At 64.2% G+C, this 24,714-nt stretch carries 24 protein-coding genes and 1 pseudogene; 19 read left to right on the top strand and 6 right to left on the bottom strand.

The window, feature by feature from the left end; translation table 11 throughout:
• Positions 1-25 precede the first annotated feature (25 nt).
• The gene (locus tag NDI79_RS12455) at positions 26-1,066 is read right to left on the bottom strand and encodes a mannonate dehydratase (RefSeq protein ID WP_310928815.1); all 1,041 of its coding nucleotides are present in this window, start codon (positions 1,064-1,066) and stop codon (positions 26-28) included.
• Positions 1,067-1,119: 53 nt separating this feature from the next.
• Positions 1,120-2,094 (bottom strand): mannonate dehydratase, encoded by a 975-nt coding sequence (locus NDI79_RS12450; protein WP_310928814.1) that lies wholly within the window; start codon positions 2,092-2,094, stop codon positions 1,120-1,122.
• 331 nt (positions 2,095-2,425) lie between these two features.
• On the opposite strand from NDI79_RS12450, the gene NDI79_RS12445 reads away from it, so the two are divergent.
• From NDI79_RS12445 to NDI79_RS12435, 3 genes are all read left to right on the top strand, one after another.
• Positions 2,426-2,734 (top strand): hypothetical protein, encoded by a 309-nt coding sequence (locus NDI79_RS12445; RefSeq protein WP_310928813.1) that lies wholly within the window; start codon positions 2,426-2,428, stop codon positions 2,732-2,734.
• A 280-nt stretch (positions 2,735-3,014) separates the two neighbouring features.
• Positions 3,015-4,079, top strand: a complete 1,065-nt coding sequence (locus tag NDI79_RS12440; RefSeq protein ID WP_310928812.1) for a saccharopine dehydrogenase family protein — start codon at positions 3,015-3,017, stop codon at positions 4,077-4,079.
• A 226-nt stretch (positions 4,080-4,305) separates the two neighbouring features.
• Positions 4,306-5,337, top strand: coding sequence for a sodium:calcium antiporter (locus NDI79_RS12435; RefSeq protein ID WP_310928811.1), 1,032 nt, complete (start codon positions 4,306-4,308; stop codon positions 5,335-5,337).
• 984 nt (positions 5,338-6,321) lie between these two features.
• On the opposite strand, the gene NDI79_RS12430 is transcribed toward NDI79_RS12435, so the two are convergent.
• Positions 6,322-6,456 carry a hypothetical protein gene (locus NDI79_RS12430; RefSeq protein WP_007543265.1) on the bottom strand — a complete coding sequence of 45 codons (135 nt, stop codon included), beginning with the start codon at positions 6,454-6,456 and terminating at the stop codon, positions 6,322-6,324.
• A 58-nt stretch (positions 6,457-6,514) separates the two neighbouring features.
• On the opposite strand from NDI79_RS12430, the gene NDI79_RS12425 reads away from it, so the two are divergent.
• From NDI79_RS12425 to NDI79_RS12400, 6 genes and pseudogenes are all read left to right on the top strand, one after another.
• On the top strand, positions 6,515-7,810 hold the full coding sequence (locus NDI79_RS12425) for an RNA-guided endonuclease TnpB family protein (RefSeq protein ID WP_310928810.1): 1,296 nt from the start codon (positions 6,515-6,517) through the stop codon (positions 7,808-7,810).
• 112 nt (positions 7,811-7,922) lie between these two features.
• Positions 7,923-8,963, top strand: a complete 1,041-nt coding sequence (locus NDI79_RS12420) for a metal ABC transporter substrate-binding protein (protein ID WP_310929294.1) — start codon at positions 7,923-7,925, stop codon at positions 8,961-8,963.
• A 7-nt stretch (positions 8,964-8,970) separates the two neighbouring features.
• Positions 8,971-9,120, top strand: a pseudogene (locus NDI79_RS12415) (ABC transporter ATP-binding protein); the annotation flags it as partial.
• Between the two features lie 66 nt (positions 9,121-9,186).
• Positions 9,187-9,342 carry a hypothetical protein gene (locus NDI79_RS12410; protein WP_310928808.1) on the top strand — a complete coding sequence of 52 codons (156 nt, stop codon included), beginning with the start codon at positions 9,187-9,189 and terminating at the stop codon, positions 9,340-9,342.
• A gap of 96 nt (positions 9,343-9,438) precedes the next feature.
• Positions 9,439-9,645, top strand: coding sequence for a cold-shock protein (locus NDI79_RS12405; RefSeq protein ID WP_188879173.1), 207 nt, complete (start codon positions 9,439-9,441; stop codon positions 9,643-9,645).
• 285 nt (positions 9,646-9,930) lie between these two features.
• Complete coding sequence (locus NDI79_RS12400; RefSeq protein WP_310928807.1) at positions 9,931-10,941, top strand: DUF7972 family membrane protein; 1,011 nt, start codon at positions 9,931-9,933, stop codon at positions 10,939-10,941.
• A gap of 76 nt (positions 10,942-11,017) precedes the next feature.
• Here NDI79_RS12400 and NDI79_RS12395 read toward each other — a convergent pair whose 3' ends face one another.
• Positions 11,018-12,844: a glycoside hydrolase family 13 protein gene (locus tag NDI79_RS12395; protein WP_310928806.1), complete on the bottom strand. Its 1,827-nt coding sequence runs from the start codon at positions 12,842-12,844 to the stop codon at positions 11,018-11,020.
• A 41-nt stretch (positions 12,845-12,885) separates the two neighbouring features.
• Entirely contained in the window at positions 12,886-14,646 is a 1,761-nt protein-coding gene (locus NDI79_RS12390; RefSeq protein ID WP_310928805.1) for a glycoside hydrolase family 13 protein, read from the bottom strand.
• Positions 14,647-14,897: 251 nt separating this feature from the next.
• Here NDI79_RS12390 and NDI79_RS12385 point away from each other — a divergent pair, with 251 nt between their 5' ends.
• The 10 genes from NDI79_RS12385 to NDI79_RS23585 all read left to right on the top strand — a co-directional run bounded on the left by NDI79_RS12385 (position 14,898) and on the right by NDI79_RS23585 (position 24,476).
• The gene (locus NDI79_RS12385) at positions 14,898-16,775 is read left to right on the top strand and encodes an ABC transporter substrate-binding protein (protein WP_310928804.1); all 1,878 of its coding nucleotides are present in this window, start codon (positions 14,898-14,900) and stop codon (positions 16,773-16,775) included.
• A 12-nt stretch (positions 16,776-16,787) separates the two neighbouring features.
• Positions 16,788-17,798, top strand: coding sequence for an ABC transporter permease (locus tag NDI79_RS12380; RefSeq protein ID WP_310928803.1), 1,011 nt, complete (start codon positions 16,788-16,790; stop codon positions 17,796-17,798).
• Positions 17,799-17,853: 55 nt separating this feature from the next.
• Entirely contained in the window at positions 17,854-18,960 is a 1,107-nt protein-coding gene (locus NDI79_RS12375; RefSeq protein WP_425499611.1) for an ABC transporter permease, read from the top strand.
• Position 18,961: 1 nt separating this feature from the next.
• Positions 18,962-20,014 (top strand): ABC transporter ATP-binding protein, encoded by a 1,053-nt coding sequence (locus tag NDI79_RS12370; RefSeq protein WP_310928801.1) that lies wholly within the window; start codon positions 18,962-18,964, stop codon positions 20,012-20,014.
• Entirely contained in the window at positions 20,011-21,153 is a 1,143-nt protein-coding gene (locus tag NDI79_RS12365; RefSeq protein WP_310928800.1) for an oligopeptide/dipeptide ABC transporter ATP-binding protein, read from the top strand. The genes NDI79_RS12370 and NDI79_RS12365 overlap by 4 nt, the downstream gene beginning before the upstream one ends.
• A 33-nt stretch (positions 21,154-21,186) precedes the next feature.
• The gene (locus tag NDI79_RS12360; protein WP_310928799.1) at positions 21,187-21,387 is read left to right on the top strand and encodes a hypothetical protein; all 201 of its coding nucleotides are present in this window, start codon (positions 21,187-21,189) and stop codon (positions 21,385-21,387) included.
• A 36-nt stretch (positions 21,388-21,423) separates the two neighbouring features.
• Positions 21,424-21,879, top strand: coding sequence for a universal stress protein (locus tag NDI79_RS12355; RefSeq protein WP_310928798.1), 456 nt, complete (start codon positions 21,424-21,426; stop codon positions 21,877-21,879).
• 79 nt (positions 21,880-21,958) lie between these two features.
• Complete coding sequence (locus NDI79_RS12350) at positions 21,959-23,017, top strand: TrmB family transcriptional regulator (protein WP_310928797.1); 1,059 nt, start codon at positions 21,959-21,961, stop codon at positions 23,015-23,017.
• 184 nt (positions 23,018-23,201) lie between these two features.
• Complete coding sequence (locus NDI79_RS12345; protein WP_310928796.1) at positions 23,202-23,873, top strand: glycerophosphodiester phosphodiesterase; 672 nt, start codon at positions 23,202-23,204, stop codon at positions 23,871-23,873.
• Positions 23,874-24,266: 393 nt separating this feature from the next.
• Entirely contained in the window at positions 24,267-24,476 is a 210-nt protein-coding gene (locus NDI79_RS23585; RefSeq protein WP_425499600.1) for a helix-turn-helix domain-containing protein, read from the top strand.
• A 12-nt stretch (positions 24,477-24,488) separates the two neighbouring features.
• Here NDI79_RS23585 and NDI79_RS12340 read toward each other — a convergent pair whose 3' ends face one another.
• Entirely contained in the window at positions 24,489-24,674 is a 186-nt protein-coding gene (locus NDI79_RS12340; RefSeq protein ID WP_310928795.1) for a hypothetical protein, read from the bottom strand.
• Between the last annotated feature and the right edge of the window lie 40 nt (positions 24,675-24,714).

The raw sequence follows: 24,714 nt of genomic DNA, 5'->3' as shown, positions 1-24,714 counted from the left end.
TTCGAGGAACGCACTCTCCCCATAGTCACGTCTCAGCGCAGGCGCGGTGCATGGCGAGCAATCCCTGCAGATAGCCGACGGCGTGCGCGCGACCCCGGTGGTCCCAGGTGGAATCGCCCTCCACGTGCGGGACGTGGTCGGGGATGATCATCCCGCGGAAGCCGACCTCGTCGAGCAGTCCGAAGATTCGAGCGGAGTCGTAGTTTCCCTGGTCCAAGAACGTCTCGTTGAATCGGGGGACGGTCCCCTCGACGTCTCGGAAGTGGACGTAGTACAACTTTCCGCGGGACCCGAAGTAGCGAATCGCGGCTTCGAGGTCCTCGCCCATCTCCGACCAGCAACCGAGACAGAACTCCAACCCGTGATTGTCGCTCGGCACGAGGTCCATCGCGCGCTGGAAGTTCTCGAAGTTTCTGAAGAGTTGCGGGACGCCGCCGAGGGAGTCCACGGGCGGGTCGTTCGGGTGGAGACACAGTTTCACTCCGACCTCCTCGGCGACCGGCAGGACCGCACGCAGAAAGCGCTCGTAGTTCTCCCAGAGTTCCGCTTCGGTGTACTCTCGTTCGTGGGTGAGGCTGTCGTCGGCCGCGTCGAGGTCGAACCCCGACGCCCGGGCGTCGCCTCTGACCGCCACCTCAGTGTTTCGCCACACCCCGCTCGGCATCCAGTGGTAGCCGAACATCGGAATCCCCGCCTCGCCGAGGTTCCGCACGATCCGTCGGAGGTCGTCGAGTTGTTCGTCTCGCCGGTCACCGCCGAGCATGACGTGGTCGTAGAACGCGATGGGGACGTTCTCGATGGCGTTCAATCGGAGTCCCGCCCGTTCGATTCGCTCGCGGAGTTCGACCAAGGCGTCTACGGTCCACTCCTCGGGGGTGGCGAGCAGTGGCCGGTCTTCGTTGGGGAGATGCGGGTAGTCGGGCGAGTACCGATACATGTTGAGCAACACGTCGTCGACGCCGAGCTGTTTGATGAATCGGAGGCGGTCGTCGGTCGGCTCTCTGAACTGCCCGAGCCCGATTCGGAGGGGTAGTTCGTCGAACGGCGAGTCGTCTGTCTGACTCATGGCGGTCCCCTCGCGGAGCGACGGAATAAGCGTATCTTCGACCACCGAGTGGGTCAGCGCTCGCCGGCGCGCGCGGCTTCGAGCAGTCCCCGCATGTAGCCGACGGCGAAGAGCCGCCCCTTCGTGTGATATCCCGGGTTCGAGTTGTCCTCGCCGGCCATCGTCGGGACGTGATCCGGCCGCATCGGGACGTCATCGCCGACGTGCTTGACGTAGGCGCGCATCGCGGCGAGCATGTCTGTCGGTCCGGCGTCGTGCCACGTCTCGACGAACCGGTCCGCGTCTCCCTCAACGTCGCGGAAGTGCACGAACTGGATGCGGTCCGCGAAGCGTTCGACTGCGGCCGGAATGTCCGCACCCATCGCCGCGAAGTTGCCCTGACAGAACGTGATTCCGTTCGACGGGCTGTCGTGGATGTCGAGGACCCGGTCGTAGGCGTCGACGGAGGTGACGATGCGCGGAATCCCTCTGAGTTCCGAGCGCGGCGGGTCGTCCGGATGGAGGCCGAGTTTGACGCCCGCCTCCTCGGCGACCGGAACGACTTCCCCGAGGAAGTATTCGAGCGCCTCCCAGAGTTGCGCTCGGTCGACCCCCTCGTAGCCCGATGCCGGGGGATGCTCCGCCGTGTCGTCGGCGTCGTACGCCGTCACGTACGACCCGCCTCTCGCCGGCACGTGCGCGCGCGTTCGCGCCCACCGGACGCCGACCATCCAGTCGTAACACACCACGGGAATACCGACGGACCCGCACGCCCGCAGGAACCGCTTGAACGTCTCGATGTCCTCGTCGCGCCCCGACCGACCGAGGCGCACGCGGTCCGAGATGGGGACAGATCCTTCGAGGACCGCGAACTCCAATCCGACCTCCGCGAGCCAGTTGTCCAAGCCTAAGAGGTCGTCGTACGTCCACTGGGTCCGCCCGTCGCCGATTTCGAGCGGGTGAATGACGGCTTTCTCGACGCCCATCTGGGTCGCGAGGTGCCATCGGTCGTCCGGGGTCGGCGGGAGGATGAGTGCTGGTTCGACCATAGAGTGCCTCCGGGGGCAGATGTCTAATAACCCACCGTCGGATGGAATCGGGTACGTCCGGTGACGGAGAGAGATCACTACTTCACCGAGAATACAGCTGTCGTACCGATTCAGGTCTTATTTACGCCGATTCTAGCCTCACATTGCCGACAACATTTTTGTATTCTCCAGATTGGTCTGCAAGATGCCCACGTACTACGGTCGATAATACTATCATATATTTCTACACACGAATACAGAGATGAATTTGGAGTACGCTCGGCCAGTACAGAACACGGATGGCAATGCGGTAGTCACAGCGATTTTGTCGATACGGACTGAGACTGGGTGCATGGGCGTGACGAAACACGATATCCGCAACGGGATCCGGGGTGGCGTCGGACGGTTCAAGCGAGACGTCACCGCGCCGTTCACGAAGGAGGAACTCGGAGCGCTGTGTGCGCATCTGGACATCACCGCGACGGAGGCGCCCGTCGAGTCGACGCAGACGATGCGTCGGCAGATTCGCGCCGCCGTGGGCATCGCGGCGGCCGTCGGGGAGGCGGACGAGGGAAACTTCTCGAAAGGAGAACTCGAAACCATCGCCGAGGCGCTCGGCGTCGAACCCGTGGCCGGTGACGAACCCGACCCGCTGTACTGAGGGTCGCGAATATCGGCGGACGACGCTCGCACCGATCGACGTGCGTTCTCGGACGGAGCGAACTCTCCGCCGGGGTCGTCGTTCCGGCGAAAGTAGGAACAGCTATGACGGATACCCCCCGATACCAGTTTGCACTGACTCTCGTCACTCAGAGGCACCCCAGATACCGGGACAGTGACCGGGAGTTAGTACTTCTCTCTCGGGTGGCCATCGCGTTCGCCGACCCCGCGGCGGCGCTCTGCCACGAGACCTATCCGGACACCGACTCCAAGTCACGTCCGTGACCGAGAACCTCCTACTCTACGGCGCGTACGGTTACGCCGGGTCGCTGATCGCGAAGCGAGCCGTCGACCAAGGCTTCGAACCGATCCTGGCCGGTCGCCGGGCGGAACCGCTCGAAACGCAGGCGACCGAGTTCGGACTCGACCACCGGACGTTCAGTCTCGGACACCCCGACGTCGTCGAGAATCAGGTCGCCGACGCCGACGCGGTCCTGAACTGCGCCGGCCCGTTCTCGGCGACCGCCCGACCGCTCCTCGACGCCTGCGTCGAGACGGGGACGGACTACCTCGACATCGCCGGCCGGTACGACGTCCTCGAGGAGACCGCCCGGCGCGACGGGGAGGCGACCGACGCCGGAATCACCGTCCTGCCCGCCGTCGGCTTCGACGTCGTGCCGACGAACTGCCTGACGAGTTACCTCGCCGAGCAGGTCGACGACCCGACGCACCTCAGAATCGCGATCGACGGACTCGGCACCTTCTCGCCCGGAACGGTGAAGGCCATCCTCGAACAGGCCGGTAGTCCGGGGGCGGTCCGCGAGGACGGTCGGCTCCGAAGCGTTCCGCTCGCCTGGAAGCGCCGCGAGTTCGACTTCGAAGGGGAAGCCAAACCGGCCGTCACCGTCCCTTGGGGGGAAGTCTCGGCGGCCTACCACGCGACGGGCGTCCCGAACGTCGAGACCTACGCGACGGTCCCCGAGTACGCGCAGACGGCGATGAAGCGCGCTCGCGGGTTCTCGACGGTTCTCGGCTGGGATCCCGTCCAGTCGGCCCTCCAAGCGGTGGTCGACGCCGTCGTCGAGGGTCCGACCGCGGCAGAGCGCGCACAGAGCATCAACCGCATCGCCGCCGAAGTCGAAGGGGCGGACGGCGATACCGCGTCGGCCGGCCTCCGGACGCCCGACACGTACGGCCTCACCGCGGAGACCGCCGTCGACGCCGCGGAACGCGTGCTCGACGGTGACGCCGACGCCGGCGTCTCCACGCCCAGCGAGGCGTTCGGCGCGGACTACGTGCTCGAGTTCTCGGGCGTCGAACGGGACGACACCGAGGACCTCGCGTGAACGCCCAACTAGTGTCCGTCGTCGATGTCGGCAGCGCCTCGGTCGAGTGATCGGCCGACTTCCGGCACCCGATACGCGCGACCGCTCCGCAGTCGACGCGCCCCGGGACGCGTTCGACGGCGCCGTCGCCGCCGGTTGTTCTCCGCCACGTGCGGCGTTCGATACCCGGTAAGCGTCGGCGGTCCGAATGTCTCACACATAAGGCCCCGGATTCAGAGTTGTTCCCGTGGCCTTAGGAATCATCCCGGAAACGCCGAGTGTCGCCGTCCTCGTCGTTCTCGTCACGACCGGTATCATCTGGGTTGGGAGCGGCTGGTTAGAAACCGCCGCAGAGGATCTCGCCGCCTACTACGGGCTCCCGGCAGTCGTTCAGGGGTCGATTATCATCGCGGTCGGGTCGAGTTTTCCCGAACTCGCCAGCGTCGTTATCACCGCGATTTCCGGTTCGTTCTCGATGGGCGTCGGCGCGATCGTCGGCTCCGCCGTCTTCAACGTCCTCGTGATTCCCGCACTCTCCGGCATCGCGTCGAAGACCTCGGTCGGAGCGGACCGGACGATCGTGTACAAGGAGGCGCAGTTCTACATGATCGCCGTCTCCGCGCTCATCATCACGTTCGCCCTCGCGGTCATCTACTTCCCGGCCGAGGGGCCGGGACTGAACGGTCGGATCACGAGACCGCTCGCGGCCATCCCGCTCGCCATGTACGGGCTCTACCTGTTCATTCAGTGGCAGGACGTGAGCGATTACGAGAGCGAGACGCCGGCGGGCGATATCGACGTCGTCCGCAGTTGGGGGACGCTGGCGCTCGGACTCGGAACGATTCTCGTGGGCGTGGAACTGCTCGTCGGGGCGGTCGAGACGCTCAACGCCGCGTTCGGTATCCCCGAGTTCCTCGCCGGCGTGACCATTATCGCCGCCGCGACCAGTCTTCCCGACGCCCTCGTGAGCGTTCGGGCGGCCAAGGACGGCAAGGGGATAACGAGTCTCGGCAACGTGCTCGGTTCGAACACGTTCGACCTCCTCGTCGCAATCCCTGTCGGGGTGCTCATCGTCGGGAGCGCGACCGTTTCGTTCGCCGTTGCCGCCCCCATGTTCGGCGTCCTGACGGTCGCGACCGTCCTCCTGTTCACGCTTCTCCGGACCGACTTGGCGCTCACCGGCGCGGAAGCGTACCTGCTGTTGTTCGTGTACGGCGCGTTCGTCGTCTGGGTGGTCGGCGAGACGGCCGGCGTGTTCGACCTCCTCGTCGGCATCTGACCCGGGGTCGTCCTTTCACTTCGTCACCCACCGTCGAGTGGAAACGGCGTACGTCGAATCTGACATATCAGCTATCGAGTAATGGATATCGGGGGCGGAAAGCGGCCTACACCCCTCTCGTCGCCGGAGTGTAGCCCGTGCTGTGGCGTGTAGCGGTTCTCGCTGACGTCGTCTACCGGTGTCGACTCTCGACTCGAAGCGAAGGGTCCGGAAATTCGAATACGGCCGTCTCACGGGTTCTCGCGCGGGACGAACTCAGTTGAGCAACCGAATCCGTCGCGAGCGCTCCGTCGACGCCGATGTCCGAAATCCGGATTCCGAGGATACACTCCCGTTTCGTCCGGGTGTACCGGGATTTCGGGATTGGGCGCACCGCCGTCGCGCTCGAATTTGTCGAGCGCCCGCGGTCGACGCCGAACCGAAGACGACCGCTTCAGTCGGTCTGTGGACGATTCCGTCGACCGGTGGATATCGCAGCGTCGACGACGAGAGTGATTCAGGGACTCGATGGTCGACCGATTCTACACGCTCTCTGCACCGTCACTCTCCGGGGGCGAGTGCGAGTGTACTTTCCGACAGACCGGATTCTCCGGTTTCATCCGGACAAAACGCGTCTTCAGCGGGGTGTACGCCGTTCGACCCAGCGAAAACACCCAGTTTCCGTACCTGACACTGCGTGTGGGCGACGGGGTCGACAATCGGCCGTCGACGAGACGTCGTTCGTCGGCGAGCGTGAACGACTCGTCGCTGCCGTCTCGCTTTCTGTGAGGTCCGCTCCTCTGCGAGGGCCACTTCTCCGCGCGCATCCGTCCCCGCAATCTCGTCGCGAGACACGACTGTAACTTAGACTAGTCTAAACTTTGATTTCGATAGGAACTACTATACCTTTCGCCCTGTCACGACTAGCCAATCATCTTGCGGTAGCGAGGAACCCCCGTCCTAAAGGACGGGGAGGAATCGCGTTCGTACACAGTACCCCTTGACTTACAGTGGCCCCTCGGTGTCCAGTGCTTTCGCACCCTGAATGACGAGTCCTCGCCACGTCAGGCCGTGTGCTTCCTTTACTTCGCTCAGTTTCTCGTATTCTTCGTCGCTCACTTCGATGTTCAGGTTCGGCATCTATGCTACAACTTAGTTATTCGTTAGCTTTAACTTTCATGGTTTCGTGTGTTCTACCGTGACCGCGACTGCCACTAAGACGTTGCAGGCCACGCTCGCGCCCCCAACAGCGCACAAAGAGCGTCGTCTTCAACGGACTGTGGCTGCCTACCGTCGCGCCCTCTCCGAATCGTTCGAGAGTGGTGCTGACACGCAGACAGCGGTCAACGACGTTGTGACGCCGTACACGCTTACGTCCTACGCGAAAGACGCGCTCAAGAACTATGTCCCGAAACTGCGGGACACGTACAACGCTTCGGAGTTGAAAGACGACCACCCCGTTCGATTCACGAATCGTGGCTGGCGTCTCGACCACTCCGAGGAGCGACGACACGAGTTCTGCTGGCGCGTCCCACAGGCAGGACGTGGTAACGCCTTCTGGATTCCGCTCCGTATCAATCCTGCACAGCGAGAGTTGTGGGACAACCTCCTCGACGGCGACGTTTCTGTCGGAGAGTTTCGACTGCAAGAGCATCGAACGAATTGGGTGCTTCACGTCACTGTCGAGTATGAAGTTGCGGAGCCAACTGAACCAGACGAGCCGACGTACATCGGCTTCGATATTGGCGAATCCAAACTCCTGACGGGCTGTGCCCTTCGGGACGGTACGCCAACCCAACCGCACATCTACGACGGCGGTCGTGCCCGACACCTCCGCAAAGAGATGTTCACGACGCTCCGTCGCCTCCAAGAGCGAGACGCCGAGTGGCGTATTCAAGAACGATTCGACCACTACCAAAACGCCCTCACAGATATTGTCGAGAAGGCGTCTCGTGAAGCCGTCGAGTACTCCCAACAGTTCGAGAACCCCGTTATCGTTCTCGAAGACCTGTCGTACATCCGCGAACATTTGGACTACGGCAAGTGGATGAACCGCCGTCTCCACAACTGGGCGTTCGCACGACTCACTGGCCGAATCGAGGACAAAGCCCGTGACGCGGGTATCTGTGTCCGATTCGTGAATCCTGCGTACACGAGTCAGGCGTGCCATGAGTGTGGACACATCGGTTCTCGTAGTTCTCAAGCCATGTTCCGCTGTACGAACGACGAGTGTTGGGTGACGGAGTACCAAGCAGACATTAACGCGAGTGTGAACATCGCACGTCGCGTCAACCCGTGGGGAGAGAGGTGTGCGTTGAAACTGCACACCGATGACTCGCCACAGGATGGGAGTGCTTGTGACAGCACCACAGGACACCGCGAGCAGAGTCGGCAATCCCGACAGACGACGCTCGGGGACTTCAGTTCTGAAACCTCCGACGACGAGGCTTCCCTTGTAGGAAGCCCCGTCCTCAGAACGGTGGAGCCGTTCTGATGGGCTGCACAAGACGCGCCGCGTCTTGTGAACGCCCTTTAGGGCGGGTGAGGATGTCACGGACGACACGACGCGGTCGCAAGCGGAGTACAGAGTCTCACGCAGAAACGCCATCACTGCCGGTGCGGGGATCCTTGCCACCGGCCTCGCCGGATGTACGGCCAGCGGCGGTAGCAACGACGCCGAACCCACGAACGGCTCAGGTAACGAGGGCGCGAACGGAGACGGCCCCGCCGTCGCCGTGGCGTCGTTCTTCAGTTTCTACGACTTCGCACGAAACATCGTCGACGGGACGTCCGTTCAGGTGAGCAACCTCGTTCCGACCGGACTGCACGGTCACGGCTGGGAGCCGAACGCGAGCGTCACGCGAGACATCATCGAGGCGGACGCGTTCCTCCACGTCGGGCCGGGATTCCAGCCGTGGGCCGACCGCGCGATTCAGACGCTCGAAGACGACGACGTCGACACGCGGCTGATCAACGTCCGCGAGGGTGTCGAACTGGTCGATCTCGCGGCCACGCTCGATCCCGAAGAAGAGGGCGTCGGCGAGCAGCAAGGTAAGGACCCGCACTTCTGGCTCGACCCGCAGCGGGCGATGATATCGGTCGATACCATCGCCGAAGGACTCGCCGAACTCGTCCCCGAACAGGAAGGCGCGCTCCGGGACAACGCCGAGACGTACAAATCCGACGTTCTCGAACGGATCGACCAGGATTTCCGGGCGATCTTCGACGAGTCCGAGCGGGATGCCGTGCAACTGGCCGCGCACAACGCCTTCCAGTACTGGGGCGTCAGGTACGGCGCACAGATGGAGCCCCTCGTCACGAACCTCGCGGCCAGCGGCGACGTCAAGCCCTCGGACATCGCCGAGGCGAAGGAGTTCATCGAGGAGAACGACATCAAATACATCGCCAACGGCGTCTTCGAATCGCGGAAACCCGCGGAGCAACTGCTCACCGAAACCCAGGTCGAGGGGTACTTCCCGGTGACGCCGTACGCGGGGGTTCGGGACGACTGGGTCGAGAACGACTGGGGGTACGAAGAAGTCGCGTACAACATCAACGGTCCCACGCTCGAAGTCGTCCTCGGTACCAAGACTCCCGAGGAAGCCGGACCCGACGGCTGGGCCGACGAGTGGATGAACTTCGAGTGAGCGCCCGATGAGTACACACAATCCTGCGGGTGCTAGGGGCTCGGAGGCGGCGAGCAGTACCGAGTCGGTCATCGAACTATCCGAGGTCGACTTCGGATACACGTCTTCGCCGGTCGTCGAGGACATCTCCGAGATGGGGAGCATCGACGTAGGCGAGGCGACACCGACTGACGACTGACGACCGCGTCCAGAACGGTACGTACGTCCACCCGAACGCGTGGCTGTGTCTCCTGACGAACGTCGCCGAAAAGGACACGAGGCGGGCATGACGGTGAACGCGTGGACCGTAGACTCCCGACTCGGGGCGTTGGCGCTCGAACGACGGGGCGTCGACGGCGTCATCGCCAGTTCGCCGCGCGTGACCGAGCGGGTCGAGTGAATTCGCTCTCCCGTATCCCGGCTTCACCCGCCCTGTGGTCGTGGTACCTCGACCCTCGGAAGGATTATCCCTCCCACCACTCAATGTTTGTCTGTAATGGCACACGGCAAGGTTGATTTTTTCAACGATACGGGCGGTTACGGCTTCATTTCGACTGACGACGGCGACCTCGACGACGACGAAGACGTCTTCTTCCACATGGAGGATGTCGGCGGCGAAGACCTCACGGAAGGTACCGAGGTCGAGTTCGACATCGAGTCCTCGCCCAAGGGGCCTCGCGCGTCGAACGTCGTCCGACAGTAACGAAACGGATTCGCCGCTCACAGCGGCGAGCGACCTGTATTTTTTGGAGGCTATCACTCCGAGCTAGCGGCTTCTGTACAGACTCTACAGGGGGACCCGGCGAGAGTCCCGAAATTCGGTTCTCGAACCCGAACGACTGCGGCGCGCGGTTCGAGGGGGCGGCGATTTCGGCCGCAGACACGTCCCGAGGAGCCCGACGTCTTATGAATCTCTGATTCGTGGTTGCGGGTGAGCGATGAGTCTCGAACCGTCCGTTCCACTACCGGCATCTCCGCGCGGAGCATAATGGATCGTGATCGATCACTCAGAGGCTGGTTCCTGTTCGGTGCGAACCGTTTGACCGTCACGGCTATCCTGACGCTCGGCTGTTTCTGTTCGCTGACGCTCTTCAGCACGCTCGACGTTCCGTATCTGTCGATACTGGCCGAGGGGGATACGATCGAGACGCTGTTTCAGACGCTCATCGGCGTCCTGATTACCGGCATGACGCTCGTCGTCTCGATCAACCAACTCGTGCTCTCCGAGGAGTTCGGGTCGCTGGGCCGACAGCGCGAGCGAATGGACAAGTCGATGGCGTTCAGGAAGGACGCAGAGCGGGAGTTCCAGTGGACCGGCCCCCCGGAGCCGGACCGGTTCCTCAGCACGCTCATCAACACGAGCGTCGATCGGGCCGAGGCGGTTCGAGAGGCCGTGGACGGGAACTCCGACCGACTCCTTCGAGACCGGGTCGACCAACTGGTCGATCGGATTGCTACGAGCGCCGACGAGATCACCGACGACTTGGCGGACGCCCCGTTCGGCGAGTTCACGATCATGCGAGCCGCCCTGTCGTACAACTACTCGTGGAAGATTTACCTGGTTCGCCGGTTGTACTGGGAACACCAAGAGAGCCTGAGCGACGACGCGAAAGAGGCGATCGGCGATCTCGTCGATATCTTGGAGCTGTTCGGTCCGGCGGAGGAGTTCTTCAAGGCGCACTATCTCCAGTGGGAGCTAGTCAACCTGTCGCGCCGGATTCTCTTCACCGGCATTCCGGCGCTCATCGTCTCCGTCTTCGCGTCGCTCTATCTGAAACCGGCGACCGTGTCGGGAGCGGTGCTCGACGTGCCCGTCCTCGCCTGGGTGATCAACGCCGGCGTGACGCTCGCGCTGATCCCGTTCTTTATCTTCACCGCCTACGTGCTCCGGACTGCTTCGATCGCGAAGGAGTCGGGCGCCATCGGTCCGTTCGTGCTCCACAGTTCGGAGCGAGCGCCGCTCTTCGACTGGGAGGAGGAGTCGGCTCCCGACGACTGAACTCGCGGCTACCTGACCGCCTGACAGCGGGTCTCGGCGAATCGGTCTCCGGCCTCGACGATTCCCCCCGCTATCTCTATCTCTCGGACGCCAGTCGATAGACCGTCGCCTCGTAGGGTCTGAACGCCTCTCCGTCCGGGTTCGTCGGGGTGTCGTCGTAGTTGCTTACGACCACGTCCGCGCCTGCCACGTCGAGGTCTCCCGCGTCGACCGTCGCAGGTTCGTCAGACCAGTTGAGAACGACCAGTATCGTCTCGTCGCCGAGCGTTCGGGTGTAGACGTACAGTTGCTCGTCGTTCGGGAGGAGCAGTTCGTAGTCGCCGTAGACGAGGACGTCGCGGTCGTGGCGGAGGTCGATGAGGTCACGGTAGTAGCTCAAAATGGAGTTTTCGTCGGTGCGAGCGGCCTCGACGTTGACCGTCTCGTAGTTCGCGTTGCACTTGAGCCACGGGTCGGCGTCCTCGTCGGTGAACCCCGCGTTGGGGTCGTCCGACCACTGCATCGGCGTCCGAGCGTGGTCCCGACTCCGCCGATTCACCGTCTCGCGCACCTCGTCGTAGGACTCGACTCTCCCCTCGGCGATGAGTTCCTCGACGATACCGCGGGTTGCGGGGTCGTCTATCTCCTCGAGGCTCTCGAAGTCGACGTTCGTCATGCCGATCTCCTCGCCTTGGTACACGTACGGCGTCCCGCGCATCGTCAGGAGGAACGTCGCGAGGAGCTTCGCCGATTTGCGTCGGTTCGCATCGGCGTCACCAGACCGCGTCCGGTGGGCCGACGAGCTCCGCTCGTCGACGTCGCCGAACCGCGAGACGATTCTGGGGACGTCGTGGTTTCCGAGGAACAGCGCGTTCCACCCGTCGTCGGCCAGCCCGCGCTGTTTGCGGTCGATTATCTCCTTGAACTCCGAGAGGTCCCAGTCGCTCCGGTCGTCGGGGTCCCACTGGCCGTTCGGACCGACGTCGACGCCGAGGTGTTCGAACTCGAAGATCATGTCCAGACCGGCGCCGTCCTCGCCGAGATACGTCGCCGCTCGCTCGGCGCTCATCTCTCCCATCTCGGCGACGGTCATCACGTCGTAGTTCGAGAGGGTCTCGTCGTACATCTCCCGGATGTACTCGTGAAGGTTCGGACCGTACGTGTAGTACTCCGAGCCCGGAAGCGACTCCTCGGGGTCGCCGTCGGGGAGGCCCTCGGCCTTCGAGAGGTGATGCAGGGCGTCCATGCGGAAGCCGTCGATGCCGCGCTCCAACCACGCGGTGATTATCCCTCTGACCGCCTCGCGGACGTCGGAGTTGCGCCAGTTCAGGTCGGGTTGGTTCTCGTCGAACAGGTGGAGGTACCACTGACCGCGCTCGTCGTCGTACGTCCACGCCGGCCCGCCGAAGAACGACTTCCAGTTGTTCGGCGGCGTCGGGTCGCCGTCTTCGTCCGTATCGCCGTCGCGCCAGATGTAGTAGTCCTCGTACGTCCCCTCCCGGCGCCGCGACCGCTGGAACCACTCGTGCTGCGAGGAAGTGTGGTTGACGACGAGGTCCATGATGAGTCGCATGTCGCGGTCGTGGAGGGCGTCGAGGAGTTCCTCCCAGTCGGCCATCGTCCCGAACTCGTCCATGATCGAGCGGTAGTCGCTGATATCGTAGCCGTTGTCCGCGTTCGGAGAGCCGTACACCGGACAGAGCCAGACGACGTCGACCCCCAACTCGTCGAGGTAAGCCACCTTCTCCGTGATGCCGGGAATGTCACCGACGCCGTCGCCGTTCGAGTCGTTGAAGCTCCGGGGATATATCTGATAGACGACCGCCTCTTTCCACCACGCACGGTCGATTTCGGCGCTCGCATCGTCGTTCGTTCTCGCGGTTCCGCTCCGTTCTCGCGCCCCCTTCGGGTTGTTCTGAGACATGTGTCGGTTCGTTGTATCGAATTGCGTTCGTTCGGAGAGCGTTACGACGTGAGGTAGACGCGGGCCTCGTACGGTCCCAGTTCGAACGTCTCCGGGGGCGCCCCCGAGGCCTCGGCGTTCGACACCGCGAGTTCGAGACCGTCGACGGAGAGACGCTCGGGCGTCGCGAACTCGACGGGGTTCGCCGCGAAGTTGAGCACGACCAGTCCGCGTTCGTCGCCGAGCGTCCGCGTGTACGCGAAGATGTCGGGGTCCTCGGGACGGAGGAGGTCGAACTCGCCGTAGACGAGGACGTCGCGGTCGTGGCGGAGGTCGATGAGGTCGCGGTAGTAGTTGAAGACGGAGTCCTCGTCGGCGCGGGCGGCTTCGACGTTGACCGTCTCGTAGTTCGCGTTGCACTTGAGCCACGGGTCGGCGTCCTCGTCGGTGAATCCCGCGTTGGGGTCGTCCGACCACTGCATCGGCGTTCGGGCGTTGTCGCGCGCGACGTACTCCACTGCGTCGCGGACGTCGTCGTAGGAGTCGGCGCGTCCCTCCTCGAGGGCCTCCTCAACGAAGTTCATCGCCTCGACGTCGCGGAGTTCGTCGGGCGAGGCGAACGAGGCGTTCGTCATGCCGATCTCCTCGCCCTGATAGACGAAGGGCGTCCCGTGGAGCGTGTGCGTGAGCGTTCCGAGGAGTTTCGCCGATTTCCGGCGGTACCCCTCGTCGTCACCGGACGGCGTCCGGTCGGCCGACGAGCCTCGGTCGCCCGTGTCGCCGAACCGCGAGACCATCCGGGGTTGGTCGTGGTTGTTCAGGTAGACGCTGTTCCACCCGTCGTCTGCGAGGCCGGTCTGCCACTTCTCTAAGGTCCGCTTGAACTCGACGAGCGACCAGTCGCCGGCGTCCCACTTGTGCTCGTCGTGGTCGAAGGTGACGTGCTCGAACTGGAACACCATCGAGAGACCGTCGCCGTCCGGGCCGACGTACTGCCGGGCGTCCTCAACGTCCGCGCCGGGCGTCTCCCCGATGGTGAGCAGGTCGTCGTCCGAGAGCACCGCATCGCGCATCTCGCCGAGGTACTCGTGGACGTTCGGGCCGTTGAAGAAGTGCTCCGCTCCCGTCAGGCCCGAGTCGGGGTCGCCGTCGGGGAGTCCCTCCGTCTTCGAGATGAGGTTGATGACGTCCATCCGGAAGCCGTCGATACCCTTCTCCAGCCACCACTCCATCATGTCGTACACCGCCTCGCGGACGTCGGGGTTGCGCCAGTCGAGGTCCGGTTGCTTCTCGTCGAACAGGTGGAGGTACCACTGTTCGCGCGCGTCGTCGTACGACCACGCCGGCCCGCCGAACACCGACTCCCAGTTGTTCGGCGGCGTCGGCTCGCCGTCTTCGTCCGTGTCGCCGTCGCGCCAGATGTAGTAGTCCTCGTACGCCCCTTCGCGGCGCCGCGACCGCTGGAACCACTCGTGCTCGTCGGAGGTGTGGTTGACGACGAGGTCCATCACGAGGCGGATGTCGCGGTCGTGGAGGGCGTCGAGCAGTTCCTCCCAGTCGTCCAAGTCGCCGTAGGTGTCGGCTATCGACCGGTAGTCGCTGATGTCGTAGCCGTTGTCCGCTTGCGGCGACTCGTACACCGGACAGAGCCAGACGGCGTCGACGCCCAACTCGTCGAGGTAGTCGACTCGGTCGATGATGCCGGGAATGTCGCCGACGCCGTCACCGTCGGAGTCGCGAAAGCTCTTGGGGTAGATCTGGTAGACGACCGCCTCCTTCCACCACGCGCGGTCGAGCGCCGGACTCGTTTCGGAGACGCTCATCGGTCCTCGCGGCTGCGTTCGTTCCGGTGGCGTCGCGTTCGGTGGACGGCACGGGCGGTCTGTGCGCGACGTGCGGTCGCGCGGGTCTCTGTCGTCGGTCGGGCGAGTGTGAGTGTTGTCTCCATGTATGGGGAAACGTCCTTCCGCTCTCTACTGGGTCGGAGAGCGGCTGCTTAAAAAAGCCTAATATTGCGAAGAATAGTTTCTACCCGAAATTTTATTGAGGCGTATGTAACAAACGTAGGTGAAGCATGTGGAAAAATAACACAACAGATTCGGATCGGTCGCCGCTCTCGCGGCGGCGATTCGTACGGGCGGTCGGCGCAACGGGCATCACGGCGGGAATCGCGGGCTGTGGCGGGCAACAGGCGACGCAGGCGGCGACGCAGACCCAGGGCGGGGGCGACGCGTCGGCGACCGGGACCGAATCGACGGCGACGGCGGTCGAGGTCGACAGCGAGTCGCTCTCGCTGATTCAGGAGCTCGCGTACGTGACGAACCAGACGCTCCCGGTGCTGCCGCTCCAGGAGAAGCTCGCGCAGTCGTTCCAGACCACGGACAGTTGGGACGTCCCGCCGAAGGACAGCCCCAAGATCCAGACGTACTGGCCGACCGACTGGCTGCCGCGCTACGGCGAGTGGACCGCGACGGACGGGAGCTCCGACGAGCGGCTGACGCTCGCACAGTGGGCCGTTCCGAAAGACTCCCAGTACAACACGTGGAACGCGAAGAACTTCGCCGAGCCCCGTCGGACGCTGTTCGACCGCTTCATGAACTACAACCTGAAGACCCAGGAGTACTCCGGGTACCTCGTCTCCGACTGGGAACTGAACGGGGACACCCTCTCGATGACCGTCCGCGAGGGGCAGACGTGGCACGACGGCACTCCGGTCACCGCGACGGACGTGGTGAACCAGATCAAACTCGACATCTACAACGGCGGCAGCCTCGGTCGGTTCGTCGCGCCCGACGACGAGGGGGCGGTCGCGGACCGCGTCACCGCGGTGGACGAGCGAACCGCCGAACTGACGCTCGCGACGCGGGTGAACGAGGACATCCTGCTGGCGTACCTCCAGCCGAAGTACCTCGTCGCACACGAGGAGACGTACGGCGAGTTCGTGACGCGACTCGACGAGGCGGGGTCGGCCGACGAGCGCTCGGCGGTCCTGGGCGAACTCACGGGCTTGGCGGTTCCCGAACCGGTCGGAAGCGGCCCGTTCGAGTTCGAGAACGCGGACACCCAGCGAACGCTCGTCTCGAAGTTCGAAGAGCACCCGGACGCCGGGAACATCAACTTCCCCGAGGTCGAGTACCTCTACAAACCGTCGAACCAGAGCCGGTGGAACTCGCTCATCAACGAGGAGACGGACGGATCGGCGACGCTGTTCGTCCCGAGCAACAAGCTGAACCAGCTCCCCGACTCCGTGCAGACGAGCCTCATCCCCCGACACTGGGGGATGGGACTGGTGTTCAACCACGAGGAAGAACCCGTGAGCGACCCGCGCGTTCGCAAGGCGCTCGCGCACGTCATCAACCGCGAAGCCGTCGCGACGAACTCCGGCGCCGGCACCAACTCGAAGATCGCCGTCACCTATCCGACGGGACTGACGAGCGAGTTCAGCGGGCAGGTCGAGGGAACGTGGCTGGACGGCGTCACCGACCAGTTCCAGACGTACGGTCGCGGCGCATCGCAGACCGAGAAGGCGGCGTCCCTCCTCGAAGAGGCAGGCTATCAGAAGCAGGGTGGCACGTGGGGCAAAGACGGCCAGCCGCTCAGAATCCCGATCAAGGGACCCTCCGGGTTCTCCGATTGGGTCGCCGGCGCTCAGACGGCCGTCTCCCAACTGGACCAGTTCGGCATCGAAGCCGAACCCGTGATGAAGGACAACTCGGCCTACTGGGGACAGGACTACGTGAACGGTAACTTCGTCGTCGGCCTGCAGGGGTGGGCCTCCTACGACAACTCGCATCCGTACTTCCACTACAAGTTCATGTACGACAGCTCCGATTCGGGCTACTGGAACGTGCCGAGCGAGTTGGACGCGCCCGTCCTGCACGACCAGGTTCGCGACGGCGAGACGGTCGCGCCCGGGTCGCTCGTCTCGAAGCTATCCACGGCCAGTGAGTGACGCGCTCGAACAATGAGCTACGTACTCAAACGACTCGGGCGGTCGGTACTCACCATCTTCGTGGTGGTCTCGGCCAGTTTCGGTCTCATCAGACTGCTCCCCGGGGGACCGCTGGATTACCTGCGGGCGCAGATGATCCAGCGCGGGGGAAGCGACCTCTCCTCGGCCGAGTTGAACCGCCGAATCGCCGCGCAGACGAACATCGCGGTGGACGAACCGCTGTACGTCCAGTACTTCGATTACGTGATCTCCATCTTCCAGGGGGACTTCGGCCAGTCGATCTGGTACGACCAGTCGGTGGCGAGCGTCATCGGACCGGCCATCCCCTGGACGGTGTTCCTGACGGCGACCGCGCTGTTTCTGGCGTTCATCGTCGGGGTGTCGCTCGGCGCGTTCATGGCCTACGGGGAGGGCTCGCGGTTCGACGTCGTCTCGACCGCCGTCGGACTCGTCCTCAACTCCACGCCGGGGTACGTGGTTGCACTGCTGTTCGTCGCGTTCCTCGGCTACCGGTTTCAACTGTTCCCGACCGGCGGTCGGTACGCCTCGGAGTTGACGCCGGGACTCAACGTCCCCTTCTTGATGAGCGTGCTGTACCACGGCACCCTGCCCATCCTCTCGATGGCCATCGTCGGGTTCGGCGGGTGGGCGCTCAGCATGCGCGGGAACAGCATCCGCGTCCTCGGCGAGGACTACCTTCGAGTCGCCAGACTCCGGGGGCTTCCGACCCGGCGCATCGCCATGCGATACGTCGCTCGGAACGCGATTCTCCCGATGTACACGGGGCTGATGATCGCCATCGGGACGGTGTTCGGCGGCGCGGTCATCATCGAGAACATCTTCGCGTACCCCGGAATCGGATTCTACCTGATTCAGGCCATCAACGCGCGCGACTCGCCGCTGATGATGGGCGCGTTCATCCTCATCACCGTCGCGATGGTCATCGGCATCACCATCGCGGACCTGACGTACGGCTGGATCGACCCGCGGGCCAAGGGAGGTGCCTCGCGTGAGTCCTACTGACCGGCCGGACGACGGCGCCGACGCGTCACTCGACGAGAGCGCATCCGACCCGATTGTGGACGCCGTCGGCGGCGAGTACGCCGATTCGGCCAGAACAGAACGCGACGCTCGCTCGGCGATCACCGGACACGACGGCAAGGGACGACGAATCGCCGACGGCGGGCGGACCGTCTCGGAGTTCGAACAGATGGCCGAGGTGTCGATGACAGACGCGGAGCGTCGTCGCCAGTGGTTCGACGAGCGAATCCTCGCACCCGCGCGAATCGTCTGGAACGATTGGCGCGCCAGATTCGGCCTCCTCGTGGTCGCGGCGTACCTCTTCATGGGTCTCGTCGCGCCCTACATCGTCACCGAACCGCGACCGAACCAGGGGCCGCTTCTCGTCGGCGCGTTCCGAACGCTGGAGTACCCGCTGGGGACGACGGCGTCGGGGACGAGCATCCTCTCGCAGGTGGTCCACGCCACGCCGTCGATGCTCGTGATGATAACCGCGGGCGCGGTGTTCACCGTCGTCCTCGGGACGGCCGTCGGCACCGTCGCCGGCTACAAAGGCGGGCGGACGGACAGCGTGCTGATGACGTTCTCGGACATCATGCTGAGTATCCCGGGTCTTCCGCTGACCATCGTGCTCGCGACGGCGCTGCAGATTCAGGGGAACCCTGTCGTCATCGGCGTGCTGCTCACCATCAACGCGTGGGCGGGGTTAGCTCGCGCGATTCGTTCGCAGGTGCTGACCATCCGCGACGACGAGTACGTCGAGGCGTCGCGCATCATGGGCATGGGCACGCCGACCATCGTCACCGGCGACATCATCCCGAACCTGATGCCGTACATCACGATGAACTTCGTCCAGCAGGCGCGGGCGGTCATCTTCGGCTCCGTCGGACTGTACTTCCTCGGCGTCCTCCCCTACAACAGCACCAACTGGGGGGTGATGATGAACGCCGCGGTCAACCGCGCCGGCGCGACGTCGTCGCCCACGGCCTTCCACTGGTTGCTCGTGCCGATGGTGACGGTGATCATCCTCGCACTCGGCTTGACGCTCCTCGCGCAGGGTGCCGACCGCGTGTTCAACCCGCGGGTTCGCGCGCGCCACGCCGAGTCCGTCGCGGGAGACGGAGACGGTGACGGAAACGAGACGACGAAGGCGGGAGGGATTTGAGATGCCACGAAGCAGAACAGAGGCCGGACGCCGCGCCGACGACCCGATCGTCGAGGTCCGAGACGCGAGCGTCACCTACGACCTGGAGCACCGAGCGGCGATGGTACTGGACGACGTGAGTCTCGACCTCAGACGGGGAGAGATACTCGGCGTCGTCGGCGAGTCGGGATCGGGCAAATCGATGCTCGCCAACGCGATGATGGACGCCGTCGAGGAGCCGGGAATCACGACCGGCACGGTTCAGTACTTCCCCGAATCGACCGCCGAACCGGTCGACGTCCTCGATTTATCCGACGAGGAACTCCGCAAGTTCCGCTGGGAGGAGATCGCCATGGTGTTCCAGGGGGCGCTGTCGTCGTTCAACCCCACGATGACCATCGAGGGACACTTCGAGGAGACGCTCGAAGCCCACGGATACGACGTGGACGAGGGGATGGAGCGCGCGCGCGAACTCCTCTCCGACCTGTATCTGAACCCCGAGCGGGTGCTGGACTCGTACTCGCACGAACTCTCCGGCGGGATGAGTCAGCGAGCGCTCATCGCCCTGTCGCTGGTCTTGGAGCCGAACGTGCTGTTGATGGACGAACCCACGGCGGCGCTCGACCTCCTGATGCAGCGGTCCATCCTGAGCCTGCTCGACGACATCAAGGAGAAGTACGACCTCTCCATCCTGTTCATCACGCACGACCTGCCGCTGGTCGCCGGTTTGGCCGACCGCTTGGCCATCCTCTACGCGTTCGAACTCGTTGAGGTCGGTCCGAGTACGCGCGTCGTCCGCGGCTCACAACACCCCTACACGCGAGCGTTGCTCCGGGCGGTTCCGAGCATCGACGCACCGCTGGAGACGATGCAGCCGATTCCCGGGAGCGCGCCGAACCCCGCTCACACGCCGGACGGCTGCCATTACACCCCGCGGTGTCCGCTGGCGACCGACGAGTGTCGGCGGGAGACCCCGCCGTGGTTCGACGTGGGAGACGACCAGCGAACGGCGTGTTTCCACCACGAGGAGGCCGAGGCGGCCGTTCCCCTCGAACCGGAGGTGGTTCAGTCGTGAGCGACCGGACCGACGCGAGCCGAGCGACCGGTGGCGACGACGTGGTCGTCTCGCTCGACGACGTCTCCGTCCACTTCGAGAAAGAGCAGGGGTTCGTCGACTCGATACGCAACGAACCGAAGCGGGTGAGAGCCGTCGACGGCGTCTCTCTCGACATCGAAGAGAACGACGTGCTCGCCCTCGTCGGCGAGTCCGGGTGCGGGAAGACCACGCTCGGAAAGACCATCATCGGCGTGCAGCGCCCCACCGACGGAACCGTGACGTACCGCGGACAGGACGTGTGGGACGCCAAGGACGGAACCGGCGAGGTGACCGTTCCGCACGGCGACATCCGACGGGCGCTCCAGATCATCCACCAGGACCCGGGCGCCGCGCTCAATCCCAACCGAAAGGTGCTGACGTCGCTGGAAGCGCCGTTGAAGCGGTGGAACTCCGATATGTCCACCGAGGACCGCCGCGCGCGTATCTTCGCGCTGTTGGACCGCGTCGGGATGGACCCGCCGCAGGATTACGCGCACAGATACCCGCACCAACTGAGCGGCGGCGAACAGCAACGCGTCGCGCTCGTCCGCGCGCTGCTCATGAACCCGGACGTGATTCTCGCGGACGAAGCCGTGAGCGCCCTGGACGTCTCGCTCCGCGTGGAGACGATGGACCTGCTCCTCGAACTACAGCGGCAGTTCGACACGTCGTTCGTCTTCATCTCGCACACGCTCTCGAACGCCCGCTACCTCGCGGAGAAGGCCGGCGGTCGCGTCGGCATCATGTACCTCGGCGAGATCGTCGAAATCGGCCCGCCCCAGGAGGTGCTTCGCGACCCGAAGCACCCGTACTCGAAGGTGCTCCGGTGGGCGACCGCCGACCTCGACCCGAGCGAACGGCAGATGACGGACCCACCGGTCCGGTCGATCGACATTCCGGACCCGGTCGATCCCCCGTCCGGCTGTCGATTCCACACCCGCTGTCCCGAGGCGCGCGAAGTGTGCCGGAGCGAGGCGCCCGAACTCGGCGAGGACGCCGCGCAACCGGGGGCTCGCTGTGCGGCCTGCCACCGGACCGATCCCAACCACGAGTACTGGCGCAGCGAACCGCTCGACGGCGTCGAAGCCGACTCCGCACCGCAGGAGAGCGATGACTGACGCGCCAGCGCCACTCCGAGGAGGGGGACGTCGATGACGGCCGTCTGGCGGGCGTTCTTCGTCACCAGCACGTTCCTCCTCGCGTTCCTGGGACTCTCCGTGCCGTTCATCGACGCCGGGACCGGGACGTTCGCCGTCGCCGTCGCGAGCTTCGCGATGCTCGGCGTGATGTTCGTCGGGTCCTCCGTGTTCATCTATCTCGACTGGGACCCCTTCGAGGAGTTGTACGCATGAAACCGAATCGACGCGACGAAAACACGACTGTATGATATGACACGCGTACTCGTCACCGTCGAACGGGCGGACCGGGACAGAGAGCTACTGGAGCGGGCGAGAGCGCTCGCCGTCGGAGCGGAGACCGACCTCCTCGTCGTCGCACTGGCGACGCCCGACGCGTACGAGACGATCGAGAAGACGCTGGGGGCGATCGGCCGAGCGGAGCACACGAACTACACGGCAGACGACGTCCTCGACGGCGTCTCCGCGGACGTCGAGGACGCGGCGAACGACGTCCTCGAACCGGACGTGGAGTACGAACTCCGGACGATCATTGCGGAGGAGGACGAGCAGGCCGAGGCGCTTCTCGGCGTCGCGAACCGAACCGACTGTGATCACATCTTCCTCTCGGGGTACCGACGATCGCCGACGAAGAAGGCCATCTTCGGCGACCGCGCCCAACGCGTCATCCTCGATTTCGACGGCTACGTGACCGTCGGGATGGACTGAGCGGCGCCGCCGGCATCTCTCGAGCTACGAGTGCGAGCAGCTATATGTTATGACCCAGCAAGGACGACACACCGATAGCATGAGTCGATCGAACGGACGAGACGACGCGTCGCTCAGAGCGGATTTGAGCGTGTTCGGACTGTCCGATACGGAGATCGATACGTACCTCACCCTCCTCTCGCGAGGGGAGGCGACGACGCGAACCGTCGCGGAGAACGCCGACGTGACGCAACGGGCGGTGTACGGCATCGCCGAGCGACTCGAAGAGCGCGGACTCGTCCGGGTGAAAGACCACGCGTCGCCGACGACCATCAGTGCGCTCCCCCCGGAGGAGGCGATGGATTCGCTGAAGGAACGCCTCGAGTCGATCACCCCCTCGCTCGAAGAGCGGTTCAACCACTCGACCTCGCAGACGCCCGAGATTCGGATGGTGAAGTCCCGGACCACCGCGCTCAACCGGTTGCGCTCCGGCCTCTCGGAGGCCGAACACGAGGCGCTGGTCGCTATCCCCGACCACGTCTACCCCGAAATCGAAGCCGAACTCAGAGCGGCCGTCGACCGAGGGGTGTTCACCTTTCTGCTCCTCGGCGAACGGGACGGGACCGACGACGTCGAACGCGAGTTCACCGACGTCGCGGACGTCGTTCGGTACTGGCACGAGAGCCTCCCGTTCCTCTACGCCGTCGACGACGAGTCCGCGATGATCGGCGACCCCGACGTGCTCTCGCTCACGCACAACGACAAGGATGCCGTCACCGTCTCGCAGGGACACCTCTCGGGGTCGGTGCTCGGGATGTTCCTCAGCGCCTACTGGCCCGCCTCGACGACACAGTACGTGTCCGAGGCCGAACCGCTTCCCGCGACGTTCGACTGGTTCCGGCAGGCGGTCTTCCACGCGTTCCTCCACTATCAACAGGGCACCGAACTCCGGGCCGACGTCGTGACCGAAGACGGCACCCAACTCTCCGGGCGAGTCGTAGACGTGCGACAGGCGTTCGTCGAACCGTCCACGAACGACTACACGTTGGAGACGAGCCTCTACCTCGAAACCGACGCCGGGACGGTGAGTTGCGGCGGTCCCGGCGCGTTCATCGAAGATTACCGCGCCGAAATAGTCGCGCTCCGGTCGGATTCCTGAGTATCTGCCCCTCGGACTCGACTCTCCGTAAATCAGCCTCCATATACACGATGACCACAGTACGCCTCTCCCTTGTTCAGGGGTGACAATCGACGGGATACGGTCAAAGAGCCGTCTCCTTCCGCACATTCTCGGTCGAAGCCCGAACCCATTTCGGCGCCCCCCGCGAATCCACGAGCGACCGATGCGTCTCATCGCCCACCGCGGGTTCGACGGCCAGTACTCGGCGAACACCGTCGCGGCCGTCGAACAGGCGGCCCCACACGCCGACATGATCGAAATCGACGTGCGAGGCTGTGCGTCGGGCGAACTGGTGGTCGTCCACGACGCCCTCGTCGACATCGCCATCGACGGCGTGACGAGCGTCGACGACCTGACCGCGACGGAACTCGCCGGCCTCGACGCCCACGACGGCGAGGGCGTCCAGACGCTCCGGACGGTTCTCGACGCCATTCCGTCCGACACCGGAGTGAACCTCGAACTCAAGGACCCCGAAATCGTCGAACAGGCTCTCGACGTCGCTCGCTCGGTCGAGCACGAGGTCATCGTCTCCTCGTTCGACGCCGACGCGATTCGGCGGGTTCGCGCGAACGGCAGCGCCGGCGTCGAGTTGGCGTACGTGCTCGGTCTACAACCCGGCGACGACCTCGGCGTCGCGAAAGACCTCGACTGCACGTACGTTCATCCGAACGCGTGGCTGTGTCTCCTGACGAACGTCACCCAAGAGGCACACGAGGCGGGGATGATAGTGAACGCGTGGACCGTCGACTCGCGACTCGGAGCGTGGGCGCTCGACCGGCGGGGCGTGGACGGCGTCATCGCCAGTTCGCCGCGTGCGACCGAGTGGGTGCGCTAGCATCCTGCTAATCAGGGGAGCGTCTCTGACGGGGAGCATCACTCAGCTTTCCGAAGCAGAACGACGAACACGGTTCCTTCGAGGTTGTTCTCCTCGACCGCGATGGATCCGTCGTACTGCTTCAGCAGATGGAAAACAGGCGCGTTCGAAGCCGGGCGAAAAACGAGGCCGCTCGCCGTGCCAGTCGTTGCCGTCGATTACTTCTGCGGCCGCTCTGTCGGCGGCGAATTCGCGCTGTCGTGTGGAAAGCGACACGAGCGGCCTGCTCAGCATGTCAGATGACCCGTGGAGCGCTCGCTGCTTCCTTTAGGACCGCCACGTTTTTTCCTTCTGCATAGATGTAAATTCATACTACCATTCGGTAGTATTTTCCTTAGTGAGCGATTATCTGCCATGGGATGCATTCAGATGGACTCTCACGAAACACTTTCCGAGCAAGAACGTGAACTACTCCAACTCGCCATCGAGGAGGGTTATTTCGAGGTTCCCCGTCGAATCTCCCTGGTCGAACTCAGTACCCTCGCCGGACTCACGGACACCGAAACCTCGCGTCGGCTACGGCGGGCGCTCGATACGCATCTCCGGGCGACACTCGACGAGTGAGACCGTTCCTCCTCAGGCGTCGTCCTCGTCGGGTTTGACTACCTCGAGCAGTTCGAGACCCCAGTCTGCACCGTCGCCGTCGGTTCTGAAGGAGTAGCCGCCGGCGATATCGATATCGTTCGCCTCGGCGGTTCGGATGAGTTCTTCGAGTTGTTCACGGAACTCCGCTTTCGTGGTCGGCTGTTTCGACTGTGTCATATTCGCTCTCAGCGTAGTTGCCAAATATGGATAGAATCTC

The sequence above is a fragment of the Halogeometricum sp. S3BR5-2 genome, from assembly GCF_031624635.1.
In the GTDB taxonomy this organism is placed as follows: domain Archaea; phylum Halobacteriota; class Halobacteria; order Halobacteriales; family Haloferacaceae; genus Halogeometricum; species Halogeometricum luteum.
Note: the sequence above shows the minus strand (reverse complement) of the source record. Positions and strands in the feature narration are given on the sequence as shown.

Excerpts from the sequence above, each read along its gene's own strand:
- NDI79_RS12340 (WP_310928795.1), bottom strand. The coding sequence starts at position 24,674 with ATGACACAGTCGAAACAGCCGACCACGAAAGCGGAGTTCCGTGAACAA.
- NDI79_RS12355 (WP_310928798.1), top strand. The coding sequence starts at position 21,424 with ATGACACGCGTACTCGTCACCGTCGAACGGGCGGACCGGGACAGAGAG.
- NDI79_RS12370 (WP_310928801.1), top strand. The coding sequence starts at position 18,962 with ATGCCACGAAGCAGAACAGAGGCCGGACGCCGCGCCGACGACCCGATC.
- NDI79_RS12405 (WP_188879173.1), top strand. The coding sequence starts at position 9,439 with ATGGCACACGGCAAGGTTGATTTTTTCAACGATACGGGCGGTTACGGC.
- NDI79_RS12350 (WP_310928797.1), top strand. The coding sequence starts at position 21,959 with ATGAGTCGATCGAACGGACGAGACGACGCGTCGCTCAGAGCGGATTTG.
- NDI79_RS12455 (WP_310928815.1), bottom strand. The coding sequence starts at position 1,066 with ATGAGTCAGACAGACGACTCGCCGTTCGACGAACTACCCCTCCGAATC.
- NDI79_RS12385 (WP_310928804.1), top strand. The coding sequence starts at position 14,898 with ATGTGGAAAAATAACACAACAGATTCGGATCGGTCGCCGCTCTCGCGG.
- NDI79_RS12380 (WP_310928803.1), top strand. The coding sequence starts at position 16,788 with ATGAGCTACGTACTCAAACGACTCGGGCGGTCGGTACTCACCATCTTC.
- NDI79_RS12345 (WP_310928796.1), top strand. The coding sequence starts at position 23,202 with ATGCGTCTCATCGCCCACCGCGGGTTCGACGGCCAGTACTCGGCGAAC.
- NDI79_RS12395 (WP_310928806.1), bottom strand. The coding sequence starts at position 12,844 with ATGTCTCAGAACAACCCGAAGGGGGCGCGAGAACGGAGCGGAACCGCG.
- NDI79_RS12360 (WP_310928799.1), top strand. The coding sequence starts at position 21,187 with ATGACGGCCGTCTGGCGGGCGTTCTTCGTCACCAGCACGTTCCTCCTC.
- NDI79_RS12450 (WP_310928814.1), bottom strand. The coding sequence starts at position 2,094 with ATGGTCGAACCAGCACTCATCCTCCCGCCGACCCCGGACGACCGATGG.
- NDI79_RS12390 (WP_310928805.1), bottom strand. The coding sequence starts at position 14,646 with ATGAGCGTCTCCGAAACGAGTCCGGCGCTCGACCGCGCGTGGTGGAAG.
- NDI79_RS12400 (WP_310928807.1), top strand. The coding sequence starts at position 9,931 with ATGGATCGTGATCGATCACTCAGAGGCTGGTTCCTGTTCGGTGCGAAC.
- NDI79_RS23585 (WP_425499600.1), top strand. The coding sequence starts at position 24,267 with ATGGGATGCATTCAGATGGACTCTCACGAAACACTTTCCGAGCAAGAA.
- NDI79_RS12445 (WP_310928813.1), top strand. The coding sequence starts at position 2,426 with ATGGGCGTGACGAAACACGATATCCGCAACGGGATCCGGGGTGGCGTC.
- NDI79_RS12430 (WP_007543265.1), bottom strand. The coding sequence starts at position 6,456 with ATGCCGAACCTGAACATCGAAGTGAGCGACGAAGAATACGAGAAACTG.